The following is a 20581-nucleotide window of genomic DNA, read 5'->3' on the forward strand; positions in this document are numbered from 1 at the left end:
CGATGGCGAGAGCTCGAACCGCCAGTCCGGCGGAAGGGCACTACAGGAACGCCCGACGCTCGGCTTTGGAACTGTTCAGGAACGTTCGAGGACGCACGGGTGGAACCTCCCGCATCGGAGAGCAGGCGCGATGCGCTCAGAGGCGAGAGGGTAGATTATGAATGGAAAATCTTATATTCTCAATTTAAACACCAAAGGAGATCGACTTACTGAAGGGATTCAACGATGAACCGATCAGCTCGAATCGCAGGGACAGCCTCATCGATTGCTCTCGTGATGGTGTTGGCATTCGGAGGGCCGGCCGTCGCCGTAGATGCTTGGCCGGGTGACCCCGAAAGTCCCCCCAAAGCCCCAGTCCCGACGGCGACTGAGACGGGGCTACCGTCGCACCCAAGCGCACAATTGGCACCTTCGGGCGGGGGCAGGGGAGGCTTCAGCCCAGCGGGGTGCGTGGGAAAGACCGATACGGCCCATTGGAGCAACCGAGAGGCTTCCGTGCATGGTCGCACGACGTGTAGCGGCGGCATCGTGTCCGCCCTCGGAGTCACCACTGCTTTACAGAAGCAAGGGTGGCTCTACTGGGAAACCGTGCAGACTGACAGCTCGAGCCGTGCGAATTCCAACAACTCGCAAGATGCTCATCCCCACTGGGCCTGTGGAGGATGGGGAAGCCAAAACTATCGAGGAATCTCGTCTCACTACTCTCGAGAAGCGTCTGGGCTATATACGGCGGAGACAAGTGGAGCCGAAAATCGCTTCGCCTGTTAGGAAGCCGGTGCGCCGAAATTCGCGTGTTCGCCAAGCCAGGAGGGTGGCAGCCACCGTCTGCGTCGCTGCCACCCTTTGCGGATGCGCTGCCGGACCGTCGACGAACTACGGTGAACGGCTCGGCAAAAAGGAGCCGGCGCCACCGACCGTGCCCTTTCTTTCGATTAACAACGTGGAAATCGCGCCGGCAACCTACGAATGGATGATCGGGGGCAAACTACAGAAGTTTCGAGCAGCGGCCGACCAGAACAATGTCGACCTCCGAGACATCCTCGTGCTGGGGAACACTCTGGTGATAATTCTTGGAAGCTCGGCGCGCCCGTCGCAACTAGTGATCACATCGTTTTCGAATCTCGACCCGACCAATGGGGCACCGATCGATTCGGAGGGTCACGAACTCGATTGTCTTCACCCACAAGATCCGTGTCGCATCAGCATCGGCGGCGTATCGATCCAAATGCGGCCAACTCTGCCGGACCGGACCAAAATCCTGGTCGTCCACGTGGCATATTGGGACGACAGCCCAACAACTGCCGACCTGACCCTTGATAGCGCATCCTGGGGAGTCCGGCTGATTCAAGGCGGTGAGGATTGAATGTCGACGGTTGACTCGTCCTGGGCAGTCGGCTCTTTCAGTGACATCAACTTCGACGGAACGCTTCACGACCTCCTCGGAGATTTCGAGAGCTACATCCGCGTCTTCAACCCCGCGCATGATCCGACAGCGCCCCCAGGCGCCGACTCCCGAAGCTGGGCACGAGCCAGCATTCCGGCGACGGTTGTCACGGTTGACACGCAATGGAACGACCTCCAGGTTGACCCGGTGCTCGATGCGCCGACCATGGGTGATCTCGACACCGATGTTGCGGTTCGACTCGCCAGCATTCTCGGCGGGCACACCACGACGCCGGACGAATGCGCGTTCCTCCTTTGGACCGGATACGCCGAGGTCGATTCGCTCGAAAGCGCTCCGGTGATCCGGGCAGGATACCGGACGGACCTTGCTGTCTTCTCTGGTCCCATCACCGCCGCGGTGCAGCCGCAACACGGCCGTCGGCCCATGAACTGGCGACCACGCGACCGCGCCTGGGCGCTCGGAAACGACATCTACGCCCGGAGCGTCTACATCGGCGCCGACTCGGCGACCGTTCGGGCGATCCACGAGTCCCCGCACCTGGAGACCGCGCTCGCCTCCGGCAGCGCGATCCTCACCCCCGAGGACCGCCGCGGCTGACGGACGGCCCTCAGCGGACCAGCCCGTTCTCGTACGCGAACGCGACCAGCTGCACGCGCGACGCCAGCCCGAGCTTCTGCAGGATGCTGCGCATGTGGCTCTTCACCGTCGTCTCGGAGATGAAGGCGACCTGCCCCGCCTCCGCGTTGCTGAGTCCGCGCGCGGCGAGGAGGAAGACCTCCTTCTCCCGGGCGGAGAGGGCGGCGATCGCCTCGGTGCGCGGCGGGCGGACGCGCTCGCCGCCGAACAGCGCGGCCGTCTCCTTCGGTGCGATCACCGCGTGCCCGGCGTGGACGGTGCGGATGGCGGCGAGGAGGAAGTCGGGAGTCGTGTCCTTCATGACGAAGCCGTCGGCACCGGCGCGCATCGCTCGCGTGACGGCCTCGTCGCGCTCGAAGGTGGTGAGCACGATGATCCGGGGAGCCTGGTCGCCGGTGATCGTCGAGCGGATGCGCTCGGTGGCGCCGATGCCGTCGAGCAGCGGCATGCGCAGATCCATCAGCACGACGTCCGGGAGCTCCTGCTCGGCCAGCGCGACGCCGGCCTCGCCATCGTGCGCCGCGCCCGCGAACTCCAGGTCGGGCTGCGACTCCAGCAGCATCCCGATGCCCGAGCAGAACAGCGGCTGATCGTCCACCACGGCGACGCGGATGCTCACGCGAGCACCGACTGCGCCGCGGGGATGAAGGCGGTGACGAGATAGCTTCCGACGCCGTCCTCGTCGTCGGGTCCGGCCTCGGCCCAGCCGCCGGCGAGACGCGCCCGCTCGCGCATCCCGTGCAGACCGCGACCACCTCCCGCGTCGCGTGCTGCGGTGCGGACCGGTTCGCCCCCACTCGATGCGACGGAGATCATCATCCCGCCGCCGCGGGCGTCGAGGACCACGCGGGCGCTCGCGCCGGAGCCGCCGTGCTTCAGCGCGTTGGTCAGCGCCTCCTGCACGATCCGGTAGACGGCGAGCTCCTGGGTCGTCGTCAGGCCGTCCGGCGACCCGTACCGTTCGACCGCGACCGTCAGACCCGCGTCGCGCATCCGTTCGACGAGGGGATCGAGATCGTCGATCGCCGGTGCGGAGCGACCGTCCGGTTCGGCCACCAGCGTCTCGATCAGCATCCGGACCTCGGTCAAGGAGGTCCGGGCGGAGGAGGCGATCGTCGCGAGGGACCGGGACATCGCCTCCGGCCGCTCCTCCGCCAGGGAGCGGGCGCCCTCCGCCTGCGCCAGGATCACCGACAGGGAGTGGGCCATGATGTCGTGCACGTCCTGCGCGATCCGCTCCCGCTCGCTCGCGATCGTCACCTCGGTCTCGGCGGCCGCGAGCTCGGCCGCCGTCCGGGCGAGCGCGGCGGATCCCCGCCGGTTGTCCCGCCACAGGGCCACGGCGACGCCCGCGCCCCAGGCGGCGAGCGACAGCGCGATCCACACCGCGAAGAGCGTGATCCGGTTCGACCACACCACAGCGGCGTCGACCGTGTCCGAGTCGGGGGTCAGCGCCGAACCGGGCCACCAGTAGTCCGCTCTGGCACGCGCGAGCAGCCCGGCCACGCTCACACCGACGAACAGCGCGAAGAGCGCGGGCAGGATCCGGTAGGGCGCACCGACCCGGTACGCGGCGGTGCCCACGACGATCAGGAGCCCCGCGTAGACGAGTGTCGCCGAGTCGGTGAAGGCCCCGGCGGGGAAGAGCAGCTGACCGACGAGCACGGCGGCGGCGATCGACATCGCGACGAACGGCAGCCGCCGGCACAGGGCGATCGCGACGGTCACACCGACGAGCGCCGCCCACCACGGCACGGCGGAGCGCAGGTCGCCGGGGAGTGGGTGCCTGCCCGTCTCCGCGATCGCCCACCAGAGGAGCAGCAGGAGCGCGACGACGGGCTCGAGGAACGGGCGGCTGCGTCGGAGGAGTGGGATCATGTGTGCCAACCTAGGGGTGCGACGAGGCGACGCACCCGCGTTTCGGCGCGAAATCCTCCTCAGGGCGGAGACGCCCCGCCCACCGGGCGCACCGGTTTGACCGCCCCCGGGCGTGTCGCGTAGTATTGACTTTTGGTGTCCGCGCCTCCTGCGGCGCGGCATACGAACGTGAGCCCTCCACCGGCACGGTTCCCGCCTCATCGAGACGAGAACCCCCATCGGAGTGGGATTCACGAACTCCTCCGTTCGATACAGAAAGCAGCCACTACTGTGACGCGCACTTATTCCCCGAAGGCAGACGAGATCCAGCGCGACTGGGTCGTCATCGACGCGACCGACGTCGTGCTCGGCCGTCTCGCCAGCCACACCGCCGCCCTCCTGCGCGGCAAGCACAAGGCGACGTTCGCCCCCCACCTGGACTCGGGCGACTTCGTCATCATCATCAACGCGGACAAGGTCGCCCTGACCGGCCAGAAGGCCGAGCAGAAGAAGGCGTACCGCCACTCGGGCTACCCGGGCGGCCTCAAGGCCACCACCTACTCCGAGCTCCTGGAGAAGAACCCGATCCGCGCCGTCGAGAAGGCCGTCCGCGGCATGCTCCCGAAGAACTCCATCGGTCGCGCCCAGCTCCGCAAGCTGAAGGTCTACACCGGAAACGAGCACCCGCACGCCGCCCAGCAGCCGAAGCCGTACACGCTCGGCCAGGTCGCCCAGTAGGCGATTCCAGACCTTCACGACTGACAGAGACAAAGGATTATCACCATCGTGGCGAAGATCGCAGACAGCATCGAGTCGGCCCCGGTCGAGAACGTCGAGTCCTACTCGACCGAGACCCCGGCCACTGAGGCCCCGGCCGCCCCGCGCGCCGTCCTCTCCGTTCCCGGCGCGGCCGTTGGCCGTCGCAAGGAGGCCATCGCGCGTGCGCGCCTGGTCCCGGGTTCCGGCACCATCACGGTCAACGGCCGTGCGTTCGCCGACTACTTCCCGAACAAGCTGCACCAGCAGCTGATCAACGACCCGTTCAAGGTCCTCGACCTGCTCGGCTCGTACGACGTGGTCGCCCGCATCACCGGCGGCGGCCCCTCGGGCCAGGCCGGCGCTCTGCGCCTGGCCATCGCGCGCGCTCTCAACGAGATCGACCGCGAGAACAACCGTCCGACCCTCAAGAAGGCCGGCTTCCTCACTCGTGACGCCCGCGTCACCGAGCGCAAGAAGGCTGGTCTCAAGAAGGCCCGCAAGGCGTCGCAGTTCTCCAAGCGCTAACGACTCCGAGCGTTTAGGCTGCCGACATGCCACGTCTTTTCGGAACCGATGGAGTCCGCGGACTCGCCAACGGTAGCCTCACCGCCGACCTCGCGCTCGGCCTCGCTCAGGCAGCAGCAGCTGTCCTGACGCGAGGCCGCAGCGCCGAGGAGCGGCGCGCCGCCGGCAAACGGCCGACGGCGATCGTCGCCCGCGACCCTCGCGTCTCGGGCGAATTCCTGTCTGCGGCGGTCGCCGCAGGACTGGCCAGCTCCGGCATCGACGTGTTCGACGCGGGCGTCATCCCGACCCCCGCGACGGCCTTCCTCATCGCCGATTTCGACGCCGACTTCGGCGTGATGGTCTCGGCCTCGCACAACCCGGCCCCGGACAACGGCATCAAGATCTTCGCCCGCGGCGGCACCAAGCTCCCCGACCAGGTCGAGAACCGCATCGAGGAGCACCTCGGCCTCGAGAAGCTGACCCCTACCGGCGCCGACGTCGGCCGAATCCGCCGCTTCGCGGACGCCGAGGACCGCTACGTGGTCCACCTGCTCGGCAGCCTCCCGCACCGTCTCGACGGCATCCACGTCGTGCTCGACTGCGCGCACGGCGCCGCCGCCGGCATCTCGCCCGAGGTCTTCACCGACGCGGGCGCACGCGTCACCGTCATCGGCGACTCCCCGGACGGCATGAACATCAACGACGGGGTGGGCTCGACCCACCTCGACAACCTCGCCAAGGCGGTCCTCGCGGCCGGTGCCGACGTCGGCATCGCCCACGACGGCGACGCCGACCGCTGCCTCGCCATCGACGCCGACGGCAACGTGGTCGACGGCGACCAGATCATGGCGATCCTCGCGCTCGGCATGAAGGAGCGCGGCAAGCTCAAGGACGACACGCTCGTCGCCACCGTGATGAGCAACCTCGGACTGAAGCTCGCGATGCGCGACGCCGGCATCCGGGTCGTCGAGACCGCAGTGGGCGACCGCTACGTGCTCGAGGAGATGAACAGGAACGGCTACTCCCTCGGCGGTGAGCAGTCGGGTCACGTCATCATGAGCGAGTTCGCCACCACCGGCGACGGCATCCTCACCGGCCTGCACATCCTCAGCGAGATGGCGCGCCAGGGCAAGCCGCTCTCGGAGCTGGCGAAGGCCATGACGGTCTACCCGCAGGTGATGATCAACGTGAAGGGTGTGGACCACCACGCCGTCCACACCGACGAAGAGCTGCGCGCCGCTGTCGCGTCGGTCGAGGAGAGCCTCGGCGAGACCGGCCGCGTGCTGCTCCGCCCGTCCGGCACCGAGCCACTCGTGCGCGTGATGGTGGAGGCGGCCGACCAGCCGACCGCCGAGCGCCTGGCCAACGAGCTCGCCGACGTGGTCCGCGACCGCCTGACGGTCTGACCGGAGCCGAGAGAGCGCGTCAGCGGCCGTCCTGCTGCCGTCGCGCCGCGATGTAGTCCAGTGCCGAGTACGGCCGGTCCTTCTCGGGGAGCATCCCCGCGTCCGCGAGGCCGGACATCAGCGTGGCCGGATCGAGCGAGAGCGTCATCGCGAGCTGGACGATCGTCGTCAGCGTCGGATTGCCGCCGCCGCGCTCGAGCCGGCCGTAATTGGCGAGGTCGACCCCGCTGAGGTGCGCGATGTCGTACTGCGAGCAGCCGAGCTCGATGCGTCGCGCGCGGAGACGCTCGCCGAAGACACGGGAGGCCTCGGAGCGCGCGCGTGACATGCTCTCAGCATCCGCTCCCCTGATCTTGCAGACCAGTGGATGCACGCATCATGCCTGTGCGCCTGAGGCTTTCATGCCTGAGAGACTCAGCCCTCCTGCTTCCGGCGCGCGGCGATGAAGTCGGCGACGGAGTAGGCGCGCTCCCGCTCGGGGAGCATCCCGTCGCCGTACAGGCCTGCCAGCAGGACCGCCGGATCGGAGTCGAGCGCGGTGGCGAGCCGGACGATCGTGTGCAGCTCGGAGTTCGCTTCGCCGCGCTCGATCCGCCCGTAGTTCGTGACGTGCATCTCGGCGAGGTTCGCGATGTCCTCCTGGCTCAGTCCGAGGGCCAGACGTGCCGCGCGGACGCGCTCGCCGAACAGACGTGCGGCCTGTGATCGAGGTGCTGCCATACCTCATGACTACGCGACACGAACCTCCCGGACCAGAGTGCGCGCACGTCAGCATCCTGCGCCTGAGGATCACGTGCCTCAGGCGTGGCGTCAGAGCTTGCGCAGGAGGACGGAGCTCACCGTGTGGTCCGCGTCCTTGCGGAGCACGAGTTTGGCCCGCGAGCGCGTCGGCCGGATGTTCTGCAGGAGGTTCGGCTCGTTGATCCGAGACCAGATCGAGGTCGCGCGTGCCCGCGCCTCCTCCTCCGTGAGGTCGGCGAAGCGGTGGAAGTACGACTGCGGGTTCGCGAACGCGCCGCGCTGCAGTTTCAGGAACCGCTCCTGGTACCAGCGGGCGATGTCGCGGGTGCGGGCGTCGACGTAGACGCTGAAGTCGAAGAGATCGCTCACCGCGAGCCGGTTGCCGCCGCCCGCCGGCTGCAGCACGTTGAGCCCCTCCACGATCAGCACGTCCGGGCGGCGCACGACGATCTCGGCGTCCGGGACGATGTCGTAGCTGAGGTGCGAATAGAAGGGAGCGCGCACCTCGGGGGCGCCGCTCTTGATCTCGGTCACGAAACGCAGCAGGGAGCGCCGGTCGTACGACTCGGGGAACCCCTTGCGCTCCATCAGACCGCGTCGCTCGAGCTCGGCGTTCGGGAGGAGGAAGCCGTCCGTCGTGACGAGCTCGACGCGTGGGGTGTCGTCCCAGCGGGAGAGGAGCTCCCGCAGCAGGCGGGCGATGGTCGACTTGCCCACGGCGACGGAGCCCGCCACCCCGATCACGAACGGCGTGCGCTGCGACCGCTCACCGAGGAAGTCGCTCGTCACCCGGTGCAGCTGGCGCGCGCCGCCGACGTAGAGGTTGAGCAGCCGGCTGAGCGGCAGGTAGACCTGCTCGACCTCGCGCATGTCGAGCGGGTCGCCCAGGCCGCGCAGCTGCACGATCTCGGTCTCCTTCAACGGCAGCTGCGTGTTCTGGGCGAGTTCGGCCCAATCGGCCCGGTCCAGTTCGACGAAGGGGGTGCTGGAGTCGCCGCCTGTGGGTTCGCCGCGACCGGCGCCGTTGTCACGCATAGGCGACAAGTCTAGGCCGTGCCCCAGGTTAGAATCGGGTCCATGTGTGGAATCGTGGGGTACGTCGGTACCGATAAGAGCCTCGAGGTGCTTCTCGGCGGTCTGAAGCGTCTGGAGTACCGCGGATACGACTCCGCCGGTATCGCCGTCATCGGCCCGGACGGACGTCTGGGCACCGCCAAGAAGGCCGGCAAGCTGGCCGTCCTCGCCGGCGACCTCGAAGCGCACCCCATCCCCAACGGCAGCACCGGCATCGGCCACACGCGCTGGGCGACCCACGGCGGCCCGACCGACCGCAACGCGCACCCGCACCTGGGCGACGACGGCAAGCTCGCCGTCATCCACAACGGCATCATCGAGAACTTCGCGACGCTCAAGGCCGAGCTGCTCGCCGACGGCTTCGAGTTCGAGTCCGAGACCGACACCGAGGTCGCCGCCGTGCTGCTCGGCCGCGAGTACCGCGCCACGGGCGACCTGGGCGAGGCGTTCCAGCGCGTCGTGTCGCGCCTCGAGGGTGCGTTCACCCTCCTCGCCCTGCACAAGGACCAGCCGCACGTCGTCGTCGGCGCGCGCCGAAACTCCCCGCTGGTGATCGGTCTGGGCGACGGGGAGAACTTCCTCGGCTCCGACGTCGCCGCGTTCGTGGAGCACACCCGTCGCGCGATGGCGATCGGCCAGGACCAGATCGTGACCATCACCCCCGACGCCGTCACCGTGACCGACTTCGCCGGCGCCCCGGTCGAGGTCGAGCCGTTCGAGGTCGCGTGGGACGCGTCCGCCGCCGAGAAGGGCGGCTGGTCCTCGTTCATGGCGAAGGAGATCGCCGAGGAGCCGGACGCCGTCGCCAACACCCTGCGCGGCCGCGTCGTCGATGGCGAGGTGCACATCCCCGAGCTGGACGCGCTGGGCGACGAGTTCTTCACCGGCATCGACCGCATCACCGTCGTGGCCTGCGGCACCGCCGCGTACGCCGGCCTGGTCGGCTCGTACGCGATCGAGAAGTGGGCGCGCGTGCCCGTCACGGTCGAGCTCAGCCACGAGTTCCGCTACCGCGAGCCGGTCATCTCCGACGGCACCCTGATCATCTCGATCAGCCAGTCCGGCGAGACCATGGACACCCTGATGGCCGTGAAGTACGCCCGCGAGGCGGGAGCCAAGGCCATCTCCGTCTGCAACACGCAGGGTGCGACCATCCCGCGCGAGTCCGACGCCGCCCTCTACACCCACGCCGGCCCGGAGGTCGCGGTCGCGTCGACCAAGGCGTTCGTCGCGCAGATCACGGCGCTCTACCTCTTCGGTCTGCACCTGGCGCGCGTGCGCGGCACCCTCTCCGACGCGCAGCAGCGCGACGCGGTGGAGGAGCTCGCGGCCGTCCCCGAGAAGATCGCCACCGTGCTGGAGTCGCACGAGACCATCGCGCAGCTCGCGCGCTGGATGTCGGACACCCGCTCCGTGCTCTTCCTCGGTCGCCACGTCGGCTACCCGATCGCGCTCGAGGGCGCGCTCAAGCTCAAGGAGCTCGCGTACATCCACGCGGAGGGCTTCGCCGCCGGCGAGCTGAAGCACGGCCCGATCGCCCTGATCGAGCCGGGCCAGCCCGTCTTCGTCGTCGTCCCGAGCCCGCGCTGGTCGGACGAGCTGCACAAGAAGGTCGTCTCGAACATCCAGGAGATCCGCGCGCGCGGCGCCCGCGTCATCGCGATCGCCGAGGCGGGGGACGCCGCCGTGCTGCCCTTCGCCGACGAGGTCATCCGCATCCCGCTCGCCGCGCCGCTCTTCGAGCCGCTGCTCGCCGTGGTGCCCCTGCAGATCTTCGCGATGGAGCTGTCGGCGGCGAAGGGGCTGGACGTCGACCAGCCGCGCAACCTCGCCAAGTCCGTCACCGTCGAGTAAGCGGAAGCGGTCGCAACGTGATCGCCGGGATCGGGGTCGACGTCGTCGACCTGGAGCGGTTCGCCCGGTCGCTCGAGCGGACGCCGAGACTGCGCGAGCGCCTCTTCACCGAGGCTGAGCGCGGGCTTCCCGTGCACTCGCTCGCGGCCCGCTTCGCGGCGAAGGAGGCGCTGATCAAGGCGCTGGGCGGCTCGGAGGGCGTGCGCTGGCACGACATGGAGATCGTCCCCGATGAGGAGAGGAACCCCGGATTCGTGCTGCACAACGTGGTCGAACGCCAGGTGCGCGAGAGGGGGATCGCGCACATCCACGTGTCGATGTCGCACGACGCGGGGATCGCGACGGCGTTCGTGATCGCGGAGACGGCCGCGTGAGCGGGTTCCGCGAGCTCCAGGTCGATCTCGACGCGCTGACCGCGAACGTCGAGCGGATGCGCGCGCACGTGGGCACGCCGCACGTCATGGCGGTCGTCAAGGCGAACGCGTACGGGCACGGGGCCGTGGCGGCCGCGCGCGCGGCGCTCGCGGGCGGCGCCGACTGGCTCGGTGTCGCCGACCTCGCGGAGGCCCTGCAACTGCGCGACGCCGGGATCGACGCCCCCGTGCTGGCGTGGCTGCACGATCCCGACGAGGACTTCCGTCTGGCGGCCGACGCGGGCGTGGACGTCGGCATCTCGTCCCTGGCGCAGCTGGAGGCGGCGGCCGACGCCGCGCGCTCGGTCGCGCCGCTCGCCGTGCACATCAAGGTCGAGACCGGCCTCAGCCGCAACGGCGTCGCCGAGGAGGAGTGGGACGCCGTCTTCACCCGCGCGCACGAGCTGGAGGCGGAGGGTGTGATCCGCGTCCGCGGCATCTTCAGCCATCTCTCCAACGCGTCCGACGATGACGATCGGGCGGCGATCGCCGTGTTCGAGCGCGGTCTGGCCAGGGCCGCCGCGGCGGGCGTCGTGCCGGAGCTGCGCCACATCGCGGCCAGCGCCGCGGCGATCGCGCTGCCGGAGTCCCGCTACGACCTCGTGCGGCTCGGCCTGTCGATCTACGGTCTGTCGCCCTACGGGGCGGATTCGGGGCGCGAGCTCGGCCTGCGTCCGGTGATGACCGTCCGCGGCCGCGTCGCCGCCGTGCGCCGCGTGCCCGCGGGCAAGGGCGTCTCGTACGACTACACGTATCGGACCGAGCGGGAGACCACACTCGCGCTGGTCCCGCTCGGCTACGCGGAGGGCATCCCGCGCAGCGCGTCGAACGTCGCGCCGGTCGTCATCGGCGGCCGCCCCTTCACCGTCTCGGGGCGCGTCGCGATGGACCAGTTCGTCGTCGACGTCGGCGATCTGCCGGTGGCCGTGGGGGACGAGGTCGTGCTGTTCGGCGATCCCGCGACCGGCGTCCCGTCGGCGTACGACTGGGCCGACGCGTGCGGCACCATCAGCTGGGAGATCGTGACCCGGCTCGACGGGCGGGTGGAGCGCACGTTCCGGGGCGGACGATGACCGGCGCCGCGCCTCTCGCACCGCCGACGACACGGGTCGTCGCGACCCGCGAGGAGATGCACGAGCTCGGCATCCAATTGGCGGCGATCCTGCGCCCGGGCGACCTCCTGGTGCTGACCGGTCCGCTCGGCGCCGGCAAGACGACGCTGACCCGCGGGATCGGCGAAGGTCTGCAGGTGCGCGGGCCCGTCACGAGCCCCACGTTCGTCCTCGCCCGCACTCATCCCAGTCTGGTCGGCGGCGTACCGCTGGTCCACGTCGACGCCTACCGCCTGTCGAGCGCGCTCGAACTGGACGACCTCGACATCGACTTCGCCGGATCGGTCGTCGTCGTGGAGTGGGGGAGCGGGATGCTGGACGGCGTCGCCGAATCGTGGCTGGAGGTCGTCATCGAGCGGCCGACCGGAGCGGACGCGTCGGACGCCGCCGCCGCCGAGGACGAGGACGAACTCGATGCCGACGAGCCCCGTACCGTCACCATCACCGGGTTCGGCCCGCGCTGGACGGCCTGAGCGGGCACCCACCGCTGTGCAGCACGGCCTGAGCGACGGATCGAGAGATGCCTGGTAGACGAACAGCAGCAGCAGCCGCAGCAGTGGCGCTCGCAGCGGCCGTCCTGCTCGCCGGATGCACACCGGACGCGAAGGAGAACGCTGCCGACACACCGCACGAGGCGCGTGACGCTCTGGTGAAGACGATCCACGACACGGCGGCCCGGCTCGCCGTCGCGGGGTGGAACGAAGACAGCGCGCCGGACGTCGCACGCTGCGACGCAGCCGAGCCGTCGGTGGCGTACGGGTACGGATATGGAGCACCATCGGGAACGGAGCATCTCGCCGACGCCGAGAAGGTGGCCGCCTACTGGAAGACGCTCGGCATGACCGTCCGCGTCGTCACCGAGCCGGATCCCGTCGTCTTCGGGACCGGCGGCCCGGTGAAAGCACTCAGCTTCTCGACCGCGCCAGGCGACTACTACATCGACGGCACGTCGCTCTGCGTCCTCGGCGACGTCGGCACGTTGACCGACGAGCAGGTGGTCGGGTGATGACCATCGCCGCCCGCCGGGCGTGAGAGCCGCGCCCGCCGCCGGCCGGTCCGCCTAGGCTGGAGGCATGCTTCTCGCCATCGACACCTCCTCCGGGACGAGCGTCGCCGTGGTCGACCGGGACGCCGGTGTGCTGTCCGAGGTCGGCGAGGCCGACACGATGCGCCACGCCGAGGTGATCGGCACCCTGATCCGGGAGGCGCTGGAGCTCTCCGGCGTGCCGGTGTCCGCCCTCTCCGGCGTGGTCGCCGGGATGGGGCCGGGCCCGTTCACCGGGCTGCGCGTCGGCATCGCCGCGGCCAAGGCGTTCGCGATCGGCGCCGGGCGCCCCCTGGTGCCCGTGGTCAGTCACGACGCCATCGCCGCCGAGCGGTTCGCCGCGGGCCAGGAGGGGCCGCTCCTCGTGGTGACCGACGCGCGCCGCCGCGAGCGCTACTGGACGGCCTACAGCGGGGTCGACGACCTGGGACTGCCGATCCGGCTGGACGGCCCGGGGCTCGGCAAGCCCGACGAGCTGCCGCACGCGGATCTCACGCGCGGGGATGCGACCGTGGTGAGCGCGGGCCGCCTCGGGATGATCGCCGAGATCCGCTACGCGAACACGCGGCCGTTCGATCCGGACGAGCCGCTGTACCTGCGCTCGCCGGATGTCACCCTGTCGGCCGGCCCGAAGCGGGTGAGCGCGTGACCGCCTGGGAGCTGCGCCGCGCCGCCGAGTCCGACGTCCCGGCGATCATGGAGCTCGAGCGGGCGCTGTTCGTCAACGACGCCTGGTCGGAGCAGTCCATGCGCTCCGAGGTGACCGGGGAGCACGGCTACTACCTGGTGGCGTTCCCGCCCGGCGAGCCGGAGCGGATCGACGCGTACGCCGGACTCCTCGCGCCGCGTGGGGCGATCGAGGGCGACATCCAGACCATCGCGGTCGCACCCCATGCCCGCCGGCACGGGCTCGCCCGCACGCTCATGCACACCCTGATCGGCGAGGCCCGCTCGCGCGGCGCCCGCGAGATCTTCCTCGAGGTGCGCGCCGACAACCCCGGCGCGCAGGCGCTGTACGTCTCGCTCGGCTTCGAGGAGATCGGGGTGCGGCCGCAGTACTACCAGCCGGACGGCGTGGACGCGATCGTGATGCGCCTCACCGTCCCGACCCCGGAGACGACGATCGCATGAACCGCGACGAACCCCTGGTCCTCGGCATCGAGACCTCCTGCGACGAGACCGGTGTCGGGATCGTGCGCGGCACGACGCTGCTGGCCAACACCATCGCCTCCTCGATGGAGGAGCACGCCCGCTACGGCGGCGTGGTGCCCGAGGTCGCCGCGCGCGCCCACCTGGAGGCGCTGACGCCCACCCTCCGCACCGCCGTGGCGGACGCCGGGATCGACCTGGCGGACGTCGACGCGATCGCCGTCACCAGCGGACCCGGGCTCTCCGGCGCCCTGATGGTCGGCGTCGGCGCGGCGAAGGCGCTGGCGGTGTCGCTCGGCAAGCCGCTCTACGCGGTGAACCACCTCGTCGGCCACGTCGGCGCCGACCTGCTGGACGCGTCGGGCGGCCCGGGCCATCCGGTCGAGCTGCCGACCATCGCCCTCCTGGTCTCGGGAGGTCACACCTCGCTGCTCCTCGTGCGCGATCTGGTCTCGGACGTCGAGCTGCTCGGCGAGACCATCGACGACGCGGCGGGCGAGGCGTTCGACAAGGTGGCGCGGGTGCTCGGGCTCCCGTATCCGGGCGGCCCGCAGATCGACCGGGTCGCAGCAGACGGCGATCCGCGCGCGATCCGCTTCCCGCGCGGGCTCACGAAGCCCAAGGACCTCGAGCATCACCGCTACGACTTCTCGTTCTCCGGCCTGAAGACCGCCGTCGCCCGCTGGGTCGAGCAGCGGCAGGATGCGGGAGAGGAGGTGCCCGTCGCCGACGTCGCCGCCTCCTTCCGCGAGGCGGTCGTCGACGTGCTGCTGACCAAGGCCGTCGCCGCGTGCCGCGACCACGGCGTGCCGCGGCTGCTGCTCGGCGGAGGCGTCGTCGCGAACGCGCGCGTGCGCCAGCTGGCCGCCGAGCGGACCCGCGAGGCGGGCATCGAGCTGCGCATCCCGGCGCTCTCGCTCTGCACCGACAACGGGGCGATGATCGCCGCCCTCGGCGCGCAACTCGTGATGGCCGGGCACGAGCCGAGCGAGCTCACCTTCGGTGCGGATTCCACCCTGCCGGTCACCGAGATCCAGGTGGCCCGCTAGTCGTTGACACTCCGCGGCCCCGCTGGGACGATGGAATGGCCCAGGGAGTTCCCAGAAATTCCCGTAGCTAGAAGGAGATGCGGAACATGACCGATCCGAACGCGCCCGCCGGCCCCACGGACCCCGACGCCCAGAACGGAGCGGTCCCGCCCGCGGAGCCCGTCGTTCCGGCCGCCGCCGAGTCGGCTCCCGCAGCCCCGCCGGTGCCCCCGGCCGCACCCGCGCCCGACGCAGGCGCCGTCCCGCCGCCGACCCCGCCGGCCGCCCCCTCCTACGGCCAGCAGCCGCAGCAGCCCTACGGCCAGCCGCAGGCGCCGTACGGTCAGCAGCCGCAGCAGCCGTACGGCCAGCCGCAGCAGCCCTATGGCCAGCAGCCGCAGGCGCCGTACGGTCAGCCGCAGCAGCCCTACGGCCAGCCCCAGCAGCCGTACGGCCAGCAGCCGCCGGCTCCCGGATACGGCGCTCCCGCCTACGGACAGCCCGCGCCCGGCTACGCCCAGCCGTACGCCGCACCCACGAAGACGCCGATCCTGAGCATCCTCTCGCTCATCGGCGGCATCGTCGGCATCGTGCTCAACATCGCCTGGGGCATCGGCGTGCTCTTCGGCATCGCGGCGGTCGTGCTCGGCTTCCTCGGCCGCAGCAAGGAGCCGCAGGCGAAGGGCTTCTGGCTCACCGGCCTCATCCTGGGCTTCGTGAGCATCGCGATCGCCATCATCGTCTGGATCGGCCTGGCCATCCTGTTCGCGAGCTTCTCGGCGAACTACAACACCTACTGATCGGGCGCCGACTCGCCGGCGGCGTCAGAGCCGCTCGGCGAGCAGCGCGGTGTGCCGTCCGGCGATCCTGGTGAGGATCAGGGTCGCCGAGCGGTCGCCGTTGAGCGCCAGGCGCTTGCGGAGCGCGGCGGGATCGACATCCACGCCGCGCTTCTTGATCTCCAGCGTGCCGATGCCGCGTTCCCGCAGTGCGCGCTTCAGATCGCGCTCGCCGTACGGGAGCGTCTCCAGCACGCGGAAGCCGGCGGCGAACGGCGTCTCCACGGCGGCGTCGGCCGTGATGTAGGCGATGCCGTCCGCGACCATGCGACCGCCGAGCGAGCGGGCGAGATCGCCGATCAGCCGGGCGCGGATCACCGCGCCGTCCGGCTCGTAGACGAACTCCCCGAGCTCGCCGGTCTCGGCGTCCTCGCTGTCGGACTCCGCCGTCAGCTCGTGGGCGTCGTCGCCGCGCAGGACGAGCGCCGCCCGGCGCGTCCCGGTCCGCGCGAGCGCGCCGAACCACAGGCCGAGCTCGACCACCTGGCCGTCGGACGAGATCCACTGCGCCTCGGCGTTCGAGGGGATGAGATCGCGATCGAAGCCGGGACCGAGCTTGATCCCGACGGAACGGCCGGTCGCGATCTCGTAGGCGAACCCGAGCGACGGCGTGTAGTCGTCGGGATCGGTGAGGCGCTCCGTCTGGGCGTGTCCCGCCGTCCGCCGGGCCGGGTCGAGGAAGACGCCGTCCACGGCGCGCAGGTCGGTCTCCTCCGCGCGACCGTGCACGACGGTCGCGGTGGGGAACGGTGCGAGGTTGTAGGCGGCGATCGCGGCCGTGACCTCGTCGGCCTCGACCGCGGTCACCTCCAGGTCGATCGCGGCGAAGGCGAGGGCGTCGCCGCCGATCCCGCAGCCGAGATCGGCCACGCGGCTGATGCCCGCGGTGCGGAAGCGGCCTGCGTGGCGGGCGGCCACGGAGAGCCGGGTGGCCTGCTCGAGGCCCGCCTCCGTGAAGAGCATCCGGGACGCGAAGTCGCCGAACTTCGCGACGGCCTTGCGCCGCAGCTTCGACTGCGTCAGCACCGCGGCGACGAGGCCGGGGGAGTGCCCCTGCTTGCGCAGGTCGGTGACGAGGCGCAGCACGTCCTTCTCGGTCCGGTACGGGGGCAGGGAGTCGAGCAGGCGGAGCCCTTCCGAGCTCAGCAGTTCGACGAATTCGGACCGTTCCATGCCCCTCACGCTACCTCTTGGCACTCACGTTGCGTGACTGCTAACGCACCCTCTAGACTCTCGTTAGCACTCGCAGTGCGAGGCTGCTAACTCACGTCTTCTGTCAAGACACCGTTCGTCATAGGAAAGGGGTCAACGTGTCGGTCTCCATCAAGCCGCTCGAAGATCGCATCGTCATCAAGCAGGTCGAGGCTGAGCAGACCACTGCGTCCGGTCTGGTCATCCCCGACACCGCCAAGGAGAAGCCGCAGGAGGGCGAAGTCGTCGCCGTGGGCCCCGGCCGCATCGACGACAACGGCAACCGCATCCCCCTCGACGTCGCCGTCGGCGACAAGGTCATCTACTCCAAGTACGGTGGCACCGAGGTCAAGTTCGGCGGCGAGGACCTCCTCGTCCTCTCGGCCCGCGACGTGCTCGCGGTCGTCGTCCGCTGACGCACCCCGTCTCGCGACCGGCCCGGATGCCTTCTGGCATCCGGGCCGTTCTCGTCTGTCGGCCGGGGTCGCTAGAGTCTGTCGGGTGACACCGCCTGCTCCCACGACCGACCGCCGCACCTCCGGACTGGTCTTCGCCCTCTCGGCGCACGTGCTGTGGGGCGTCCTCACCCTCTACTTCATCGCGCTGGCGCCCACGACGGCGTGGGAGATCGTCGCGTGGCGCGTCGTCTTCTCGCTGGTGTTCTGCGCCCTGCTGATCACGGTCACGCGGGCGTGGCGCCCGCTCGCCGCGCTGATCCGTTCGCCGCGCATCCTCTTCACGATGGCGCTCGCCGGGGCGCTGATCTACGTCAACTGGCAGACCTACGTGCTCGCCACGGTCACCGGGCACGTGGTGGAGGCCGCCCTCGGCTACTTCATCAACCCGATCGTCACGGTGCTCCTCGGCGTCCTGGTGCAGCGCGAGCGCCTGCGGACGGCCCAGTGGGTCGCGGTCGGGCTGAGCGCGGTCGCGGTGATCGTGCTCGCGGTCGGCTACGGCGCCTTCCCGTGGATCGCGCTGGTGCTGGCGTTCTCGTTCGGGTTCTACGGGCTCATCAAGAAGCGCGTGGGGCCCTCGGTCGACGCCGTCTCCGGGCTCACCCTCGAGACGATGTGGCTCACCCCGGTCGCGATCGTGCAGCTCGTCGTGGTCGGCATGACCACGGGCATCACCCTCGGCGCATACGGCACGTGGCACACGATCGCCCTCGCCGGGGCGGGCGTGGTGACGGCGGTGCCGCTGCTGTTCTTCGCCGCGGCCTCCCGGCGCCTCCCGCTCGTCTACATGGGCTTCGTGCAGTATGTGACGCCGCTCATCCAGTTCATGGTCGGCGTCTTCGTGCTGCACGAGGCGATGCCGCCCGAGCGGTGGCTCGGCTTCGGGATCGTCTGGCTGGCCCTCGTCGTGCTCAGCGTGGACATGATCGCGTCCGCTCGCGGCGTGCGCCGGGATGCCCGGCTAGCGTAGGGGCGTGGCCATCTCCACCGAATTCGACGAACTCGACTCCCGCATCGCGGCGGCGCTCCAGGCGAACGGCCGCGCCAGCTGGGGGCTCATCGCCAAGGTGATCGACGCACCGGTGCGCACGATCGCGCGCCGCGGGCAGCGCTTGCTCGACGTGGGCGCCGTGCGCGTCTCGACCTACCTCGACACTACGATGGTGGGGGATGCCCGTCCGCTCGTCATCCAGATCGGCACGCGGCCGGGCCGGGCGGTCGCGGTCGCGCAGGCCCTCGCGACCCGCGCGGACGCGTCCAGCGTCTCCGTGCTCGAGAGCGGCGCCGACGTGATCTGCCAGCTGATGCCGCGCACCCCGGAGGAGAGCGCCCGTCTCGTCGTGGAGGAGCTCCCGGAGCTCGACCACCTCGTCTCCGTGCGCGTCGGGACGGTGCTCAAGTTCTTCCGCTCCGGCTTCGACTGGACGGCCATCCCGCTCCCGCCGGCCGTGCTGGCGCAGCTGCGCAACGGCGAGGAGGCGGTGCCGCGCGCGAACGGGCGCGTGCCGCTCTCCGCCGACGACGACCGGCTGGTCGCGGTGCTCGCCGAGGACGGCCGCGCCACGGCGAGCGACGTGGCCGAACGGATCGGCGTCACGCCGCCGACGGTGAAGCGCCGGCTCGACGCGCTGCTCGGCGCCGGTGTGCTGCACGTGCGCACCGAGATCAGCCCGGCGCTGCACGGCTTGCGGGTCGAGGCGCTCACCTGGCTGCAGGTCTCTCCCGATCGGGTGGAGGCGGTGGGGGAGGCGCTCGGGCGGCACCCCTCCGTGCGCTTCTGCGCCGCCTGCACGGGAGCCACGCAACTGCTGGTCGACTGCGTCGTCGAGGACGAGCACGCGCTGTACCGCTTCCTGACCGAGGACGTCGCCGCCCTCGGTGTCACCGCCGCTCAGACCTCCGTCGTCCTGGCCCCCGTCCGCCGCGGACCGATGCTCGTCGCCGACCTTCCGGATGTGGCTGATTTGTAAACATCTTGTTGCAGAAGTGGCCGAAACCTAAATTAATGATTGCGATAGTGGCCGTTAACGCATAACCTCACTTCAACCAATGGAGAGAGGGCGGCAATGGGCGACACCTGGCAGCACGAGGCGCAGACGCTGACGTGGGACACCGCGCCGCTCGTGGGCGGCCGCCGGCTCCTCTCCGACGCGGCCACCGGGTTCGACCTCGTCAGCCCGCGCGACGGCGCCGTGCTGGCCGTCGTGGCCGACGGGACCGCCTCCGACGTCGACGCCGCCGTCCGCTCGGCGCGGGCCGCCTTCGAGAGCGGCGTCTGGTCGCGCCGGGCCCCGATCGAGCGCGGACGCACGATGACGCGCTTCGGCGACCTCGTCGAGGCGAACGCCCGCGAGCTCGCGCTGCGCATCGCGCTCGAGATGGGCAAGCCCGTGCAGGACGCCCTTGCCGTCGAGCTGCGCGCCGTCGCGCAGTGTCTGCGCTGGTACGGCCAGCTCGCCGACAAGCTGCCGGGGGAGGCCCCGGAGACCACGGCGGACGCGCTCGCCCTGGTGACCCGCGAACCCGCCGGCGTGGTCGGCGCCGTCGTCCCGTGGAACTTCCCCCTCACGATGACGGCGTGGAAGCTCGGCCCGGCGCTCGTCGCCGGCAACAGCGTCGTGCTCAAGCCCGCGGAGCAGACCAGTGTCTCGGCGCTGCGGCTCGGCGAGCTCGCGCTCGAAGCGGGGCTGCCCGCCGGCGTGCTCAACGTCATCCCGGGCCGGGGAGACACGGTGGGCGAGGCCCTCGGCCGCCACCCCGACGTGGACGTGCTCACGTTCACGGGGTCGGTGGGCGTCGGCCGGCGCTTCCTCGTCTACTCGGCGGAGTCCAACGGCAAGCGCGTCTGGCCGGAGCTCGGCGGCAAATCCGCCTCGGTGATCCTGAGCGACGCCGATGTGGAGGCGGCGGGCCGCTCGACGGCGTGGGGCGCGTTCTACAACCAGGGCCAGATGTGCAGCGCGTCGTCCCGCATGGTCGTCCTCCGCGACGTGCACGACCGGGCGGTGGAGGCGGCGGTCGCCCAGGCCGCGGCGATGGCGCCCGCGGACCCGCTCAGCGGGGAGGCGCCGAGCGGGGCGGTGGTGAGCGAGCGGCAGCTCGAACGC

At 70.5% G+C, this 20581-nt stretch carries 24 protein-coding genes; 18 read left to right on the plus strand and 6 right to left on the minus strand.

Annotated elements, in window-relative coordinates; genetic code table 11:
* Nucleotides 1-811 precede the first annotated feature (811 nt).
* Both BGO91_RS05465 and BGO91_RS05470 read left to right on the plus strand, forming a co-directional pair.
* Nucleotides 812-1363 carry a hypothetical protein gene (locus BGO91_RS05465; protein ID WP_290471843.1) on the plus strand — a complete coding sequence of 184 codons (552 nt, stop codon included), beginning with the start codon at nucleotides 812-814 and terminating at the stop codon, nucleotides 1361-1363.
* Entirely contained in the window at nucleotides 1364-2002 is a 639-nt protein-coding gene (locus BGO91_RS05470; protein WP_290471844.1) for a hypothetical protein, read from the plus strand.
* 10 nt (nucleotides 2003-2012) lie between these two features.
* On the opposite strand, the gene BGO91_RS05475 is transcribed toward BGO91_RS05470, so the two are convergent.
* Together BGO91_RS05475 and BGO91_RS05480 are read right to left on the minus strand one after the other, a co-directional pair.
* Complete coding sequence (locus BGO91_RS05475) at nucleotides 2013-2660, minus strand: response regulator transcription factor (RefSeq protein ID WP_290471845.1); 648 nt, start codon at nucleotides 2658-2660, stop codon at nucleotides 2013-2015.
* Complete coding sequence (locus BGO91_RS05480) at nucleotides 2657-3919, minus strand: histidine kinase (RefSeq protein WP_290471846.1); 1263 nt, start codon at nucleotides 3917-3919, stop codon at nucleotides 2657-2659. The genes BGO91_RS05475 and BGO91_RS05480 overlap by 4 nt, the downstream gene beginning before the upstream one ends.
* A 270-nt stretch (nucleotides 3920-4189) precedes the next feature.
* Here BGO91_RS05480 and rplM point away from each other — a divergent pair, with 270 nt between their 5' ends.
* Genes rplM through glmM form a run of 3 tightly spaced genes read left to right on the plus strand, consistent with a single transcriptional unit; the run spans nucleotide 4190 to nucleotide 6570 of the window.
* Nucleotides 4190-4636 (plus strand): 50S ribosomal protein L13, encoded by a 447-nt coding sequence (gene rplM, locus BGO91_RS05485; protein WP_290471847.1) that lies wholly within the window; start codon nucleotides 4190-4192, stop codon nucleotides 4634-4636.
* Nucleotides 4637-4684: 48 nt separating this feature from the next.
* Complete coding sequence (gene rpsI / locus BGO91_RS05490) at nucleotides 4685-5182, plus strand: 30S ribosomal protein S9 (RefSeq protein ID WP_290471848.1); 498 nt, start codon at nucleotides 4685-4687, stop codon at nucleotides 5180-5182.
* A 26-nt stretch (nucleotides 5183-5208) separates the two neighbouring features.
* Nucleotides 5209-6570 carry a phosphoglucosamine mutase gene (gene glmM, locus BGO91_RS05495; RefSeq protein WP_290471849.1) on the plus strand — a complete coding sequence of 454 codons (1362 nt, stop codon included), beginning with the start codon at nucleotides 5209-5211 and terminating at the stop codon, nucleotides 6568-6570.
* 19 nt (nucleotides 6571-6589) lie between these two features.
* On the opposite strand, the gene BGO91_RS05500 is transcribed toward glmM, so the two are convergent.
* The 3 genes from BGO91_RS05500 to coaA all read right to left on the minus strand — a co-directional run bounded on the left by BGO91_RS05500 (nucleotide 6590) and on the right by coaA (nucleotide 8346).
* Nucleotides 6590-6898 (minus strand): helix-turn-helix transcriptional regulator, encoded by a 309-nt coding sequence (locus BGO91_RS05500; protein WP_290471850.1) that lies wholly within the window; start codon nucleotides 6896-6898, stop codon nucleotides 6590-6592.
* 86 nt (nucleotides 6899-6984) lie between these two features.
* Nucleotides 6985-7290 (minus strand): helix-turn-helix transcriptional regulator, encoded by a 306-nt coding sequence (locus tag BGO91_RS05505; protein WP_290471851.1) that lies wholly within the window; start codon nucleotides 7288-7290, stop codon nucleotides 6985-6987.
* A gap of 90 nt (nucleotides 7291-7380) precedes the next feature.
* Complete coding sequence (gene coaA, locus BGO91_RS05510) at nucleotides 7381-8346, minus strand: type I pantothenate kinase (protein WP_290471852.1); 966 nt, start codon at nucleotides 8344-8346, stop codon at nucleotides 7381-7383.
* 42 nt (nucleotides 8347-8388) lie between these two features.
* Here coaA and glmS point away from each other — a divergent pair, with 42 nt between their 5' ends.
* The 9 genes from glmS (at nucleotide 8389) to BGO91_RS05555 (ending at nucleotide 15786) form a co-directional block, all read left to right on the plus strand.
* The gene (gene glmS, locus BGO91_RS05515; RefSeq protein WP_290471853.1) at nucleotides 8389-10239 is read left to right on the plus strand and encodes a glutamine--fructose-6-phosphate transaminase (isomerizing); all 1851 of its coding nucleotides are present in this window, start codon (nucleotides 8389-8391) and stop codon (nucleotides 10237-10239) included.
* Nucleotides 10240-10256: 17 nt separating this feature from the next.
* Complete coding sequence (locus BGO91_RS05520) at nucleotides 10257-10613, plus strand: holo-ACP synthase (RefSeq protein WP_290471854.1); 357 nt, start codon at nucleotides 10257-10259, stop codon at nucleotides 10611-10613.
* Entirely contained in the window at nucleotides 10610-11725 is a 1116-nt protein-coding gene (gene alr, locus BGO91_RS05525) for an alanine racemase (protein WP_290471855.1), read from the plus strand. Before BGO91_RS05520 ends, alr begins: the two co-directional genes overlap by 4 nt.
* Complete coding sequence (tsaE, locus tag BGO91_RS05530; protein WP_290471856.1) at nucleotides 11722-12237, plus strand: tRNA (adenosine(37)-N6)-threonylcarbamoyltransferase complex ATPase subunit type 1 TsaE; 516 nt, start codon at nucleotides 11722-11724, stop codon at nucleotides 12235-12237. Before alr ends, tsaE begins: the two co-directional genes overlap by 4 nt.
* A gap of 47 nt (nucleotides 12238-12284) precedes the next feature.
* On the plus strand, nucleotides 12285-12770 hold the full coding sequence (locus BGO91_RS05535) for a hypothetical protein (RefSeq protein ID WP_290471857.1): 486 nt from the start codon (nucleotides 12285-12287) through the stop codon (nucleotides 12768-12770).
* A gap of 67 nt (nucleotides 12771-12837) precedes the next feature.
* Nucleotides 12838-13458, plus strand: coding sequence for a tRNA (adenosine(37)-N6)-threonylcarbamoyltransferase complex dimerization subunit type 1 TsaB (gene tsaB, locus BGO91_RS05540; RefSeq protein ID WP_290471858.1), 621 nt, complete (start codon nucleotides 12838-12840; stop codon nucleotides 13456-13458).
* Nucleotides 13455-13940 carry a ribosomal protein S18-alanine N-acetyltransferase gene (rimI, locus tag BGO91_RS05545; RefSeq protein WP_290471859.1) on the plus strand — a complete coding sequence of 162 codons (486 nt, stop codon included), beginning with the start codon at nucleotides 13455-13457 and terminating at the stop codon, nucleotides 13938-13940. Before tsaB ends, rimI begins: the two co-directional genes overlap by 4 nt.
* A complete protein-coding gene (gene tsaD, locus BGO91_RS05550) occupies nucleotides 13937-15007 on the plus strand; it encodes a tRNA (adenosine(37)-N6)-threonylcarbamoyltransferase complex transferase subunit TsaD (RefSeq protein WP_290471860.1) in 1071 nt (356 codons plus the stop codon). Before rimI ends, tsaD begins: the two co-directional genes overlap by 4 nt.
* Nucleotides 15008-15093: 86 nt before the next feature.
* Entirely contained in the window at nucleotides 15094-15786 is a 693-nt protein-coding gene (locus BGO91_RS05555; RefSeq protein ID WP_290471861.1) for a DUF4190 domain-containing protein, read from the plus strand.
* Nucleotides 15787-15810: 24 nt separating this feature from the next.
* Here the strand turns inward: BGO91_RS05555 and BGO91_RS05560 are convergent, their stop codons facing one another.
* On the minus strand, nucleotides 15811-16998 hold the full coding sequence (locus BGO91_RS05560) for a class I SAM-dependent methyltransferase (RefSeq protein WP_290471862.1): 1188 nt from the start codon (nucleotides 16996-16998) through the stop codon (nucleotides 15811-15813).
* Between the two features lie 137 nt (nucleotides 16999-17135).
* On the opposite strand from BGO91_RS05560, the gene groES reads away from it, so the two are divergent.
* The 4 genes from groES to BGO91_RS05580 all read left to right on the plus strand — a co-directional run.
* Nucleotides 17136-17432 (plus strand): co-chaperone GroES, encoded by a 297-nt coding sequence (gene groES, locus BGO91_RS05565; protein ID WP_021763071.1) that lies wholly within the window; start codon nucleotides 17136-17138, stop codon nucleotides 17430-17432.
* A gap of 85 nt (nucleotides 17433-17517) precedes the next feature.
* Nucleotides 17518-18444 carry an EamA family transporter RarD gene (rarD, locus tag BGO91_RS05570; protein WP_290471863.1) on the plus strand — a complete coding sequence of 309 codons (927 nt, stop codon included), beginning with the start codon at nucleotides 17518-17520 and terminating at the stop codon, nucleotides 18442-18444.
* A 4-nt stretch (nucleotides 18445-18448) separates the two neighbouring features.
* Entirely contained in the window at nucleotides 18449-19444 is a 996-nt protein-coding gene (locus BGO91_RS05575; protein ID WP_290471864.1) for an Lrp/AsnC family transcriptional regulator, read from the plus strand.
* Between the two features lie 96 nt (nucleotides 19445-19540).
* Nucleotides 19541-20581, plus strand: a 1041-nt coding sequence (locus tag BGO91_RS05580; RefSeq protein WP_290471865.1) for an aldehyde dehydrogenase family protein, incomplete at its 3' end; no start/stop codon positions are given.

Origin of the sequence: Leifsonia sp. 71-9 (genome assembly GCF_001898805.1) — a bacterium.
Taxonomy (GTDB): domain Bacteria; phylum Actinomycetota; class Actinomycetes; order Actinomycetales; family Microbacteriaceae; genus Leifsonia.

What these genes read in the sequence shown, in the direction of transcription:
- BGO91_RS05470 (WP_290471844.1), top strand. Translation starts at nt 1,364, where the DNA reads ATGTCGACGGTTGACTCGTCCTGGGCAGTCGGCTCTTTCAGTGACATC.
- BGO91_RS05535 (WP_290471857.1), top strand. Translation starts at nt 12,285, where the DNA reads ATGCCTGGTAGACGAACAGCAGCAGCAGCCGCAGCAGTGGCGCTCGCA.
- tsaD (WP_290471860.1), top strand. Translation starts at nt 13,937, where the DNA reads ATGAACCGCGACGAACCCCTGGTCCTCGGCATCGAGACCTCCTGCGAC.
- BGO91_RS05480 (WP_290471846.1), bottom strand. Translation starts at nt 3,919, where the DNA reads ATGATCCCACTCCTCCGACGCAGCCGCCCGTTCCTCGAGCCCGTCGTC.
- BGO91_RS05500 (WP_290471850.1), bottom strand. Translation starts at nt 6,898, where the DNA reads ATGTCACGCGCGCGCTCCGAGGCCTCCCGTGTCTTCGGCGAGCGTCTC.
- glmM (WP_290471849.1), top strand. Translation starts at nt 5,209, where the DNA reads ATGCCACGTCTTTTCGGAACCGATGGAGTCCGCGGACTCGCCAACGGT.
- glmS (WP_290471853.1), top strand. Translation starts at nt 8,389, where the DNA reads ATGTGTGGAATCGTGGGGTACGTCGGTACCGATAAGAGCCTCGAGGTG.
- tsaB (WP_290471858.1), top strand. Translation starts at nt 12,838, where the DNA reads ATGCTTCTCGCCATCGACACCTCCTCCGGGACGAGCGTCGCCGTGGTC.
- BGO91_RS05560 (WP_290471862.1), bottom strand. Translation starts at nt 16,998, where the DNA reads ATGGAACGGTCCGAATTCGTCGAACTGCTGAGCTCGGAAGGGCTCCGC.
- BGO91_RS05555 (WP_290471861.1), top strand. Translation starts at nt 15,094, where the DNA reads ATGACCGATCCGAACGCGCCCGCCGGCCCCACGGACCCCGACGCCCAG.
- coaA (WP_290471852.1), bottom strand. Translation starts at nt 8,346, where the DNA reads ATGCGTGACAACGGCGCCGGTCGCGGCGAACCCACAGGCGGCGACTCC.
- tsaE (WP_290471856.1), top strand. Translation starts at nt 11,722, where the DNA reads ATGACCGGCGCCGCGCCTCTCGCACCGCCGACGACACGGGTCGTCGCG.
- BGO91_RS05505 (WP_290471851.1), bottom strand. Translation starts at nt 7,290, where the DNA reads ATGGCAGCACCTCGATCACAGGCCGCACGTCTGTTCGGCGAGCGCGTC.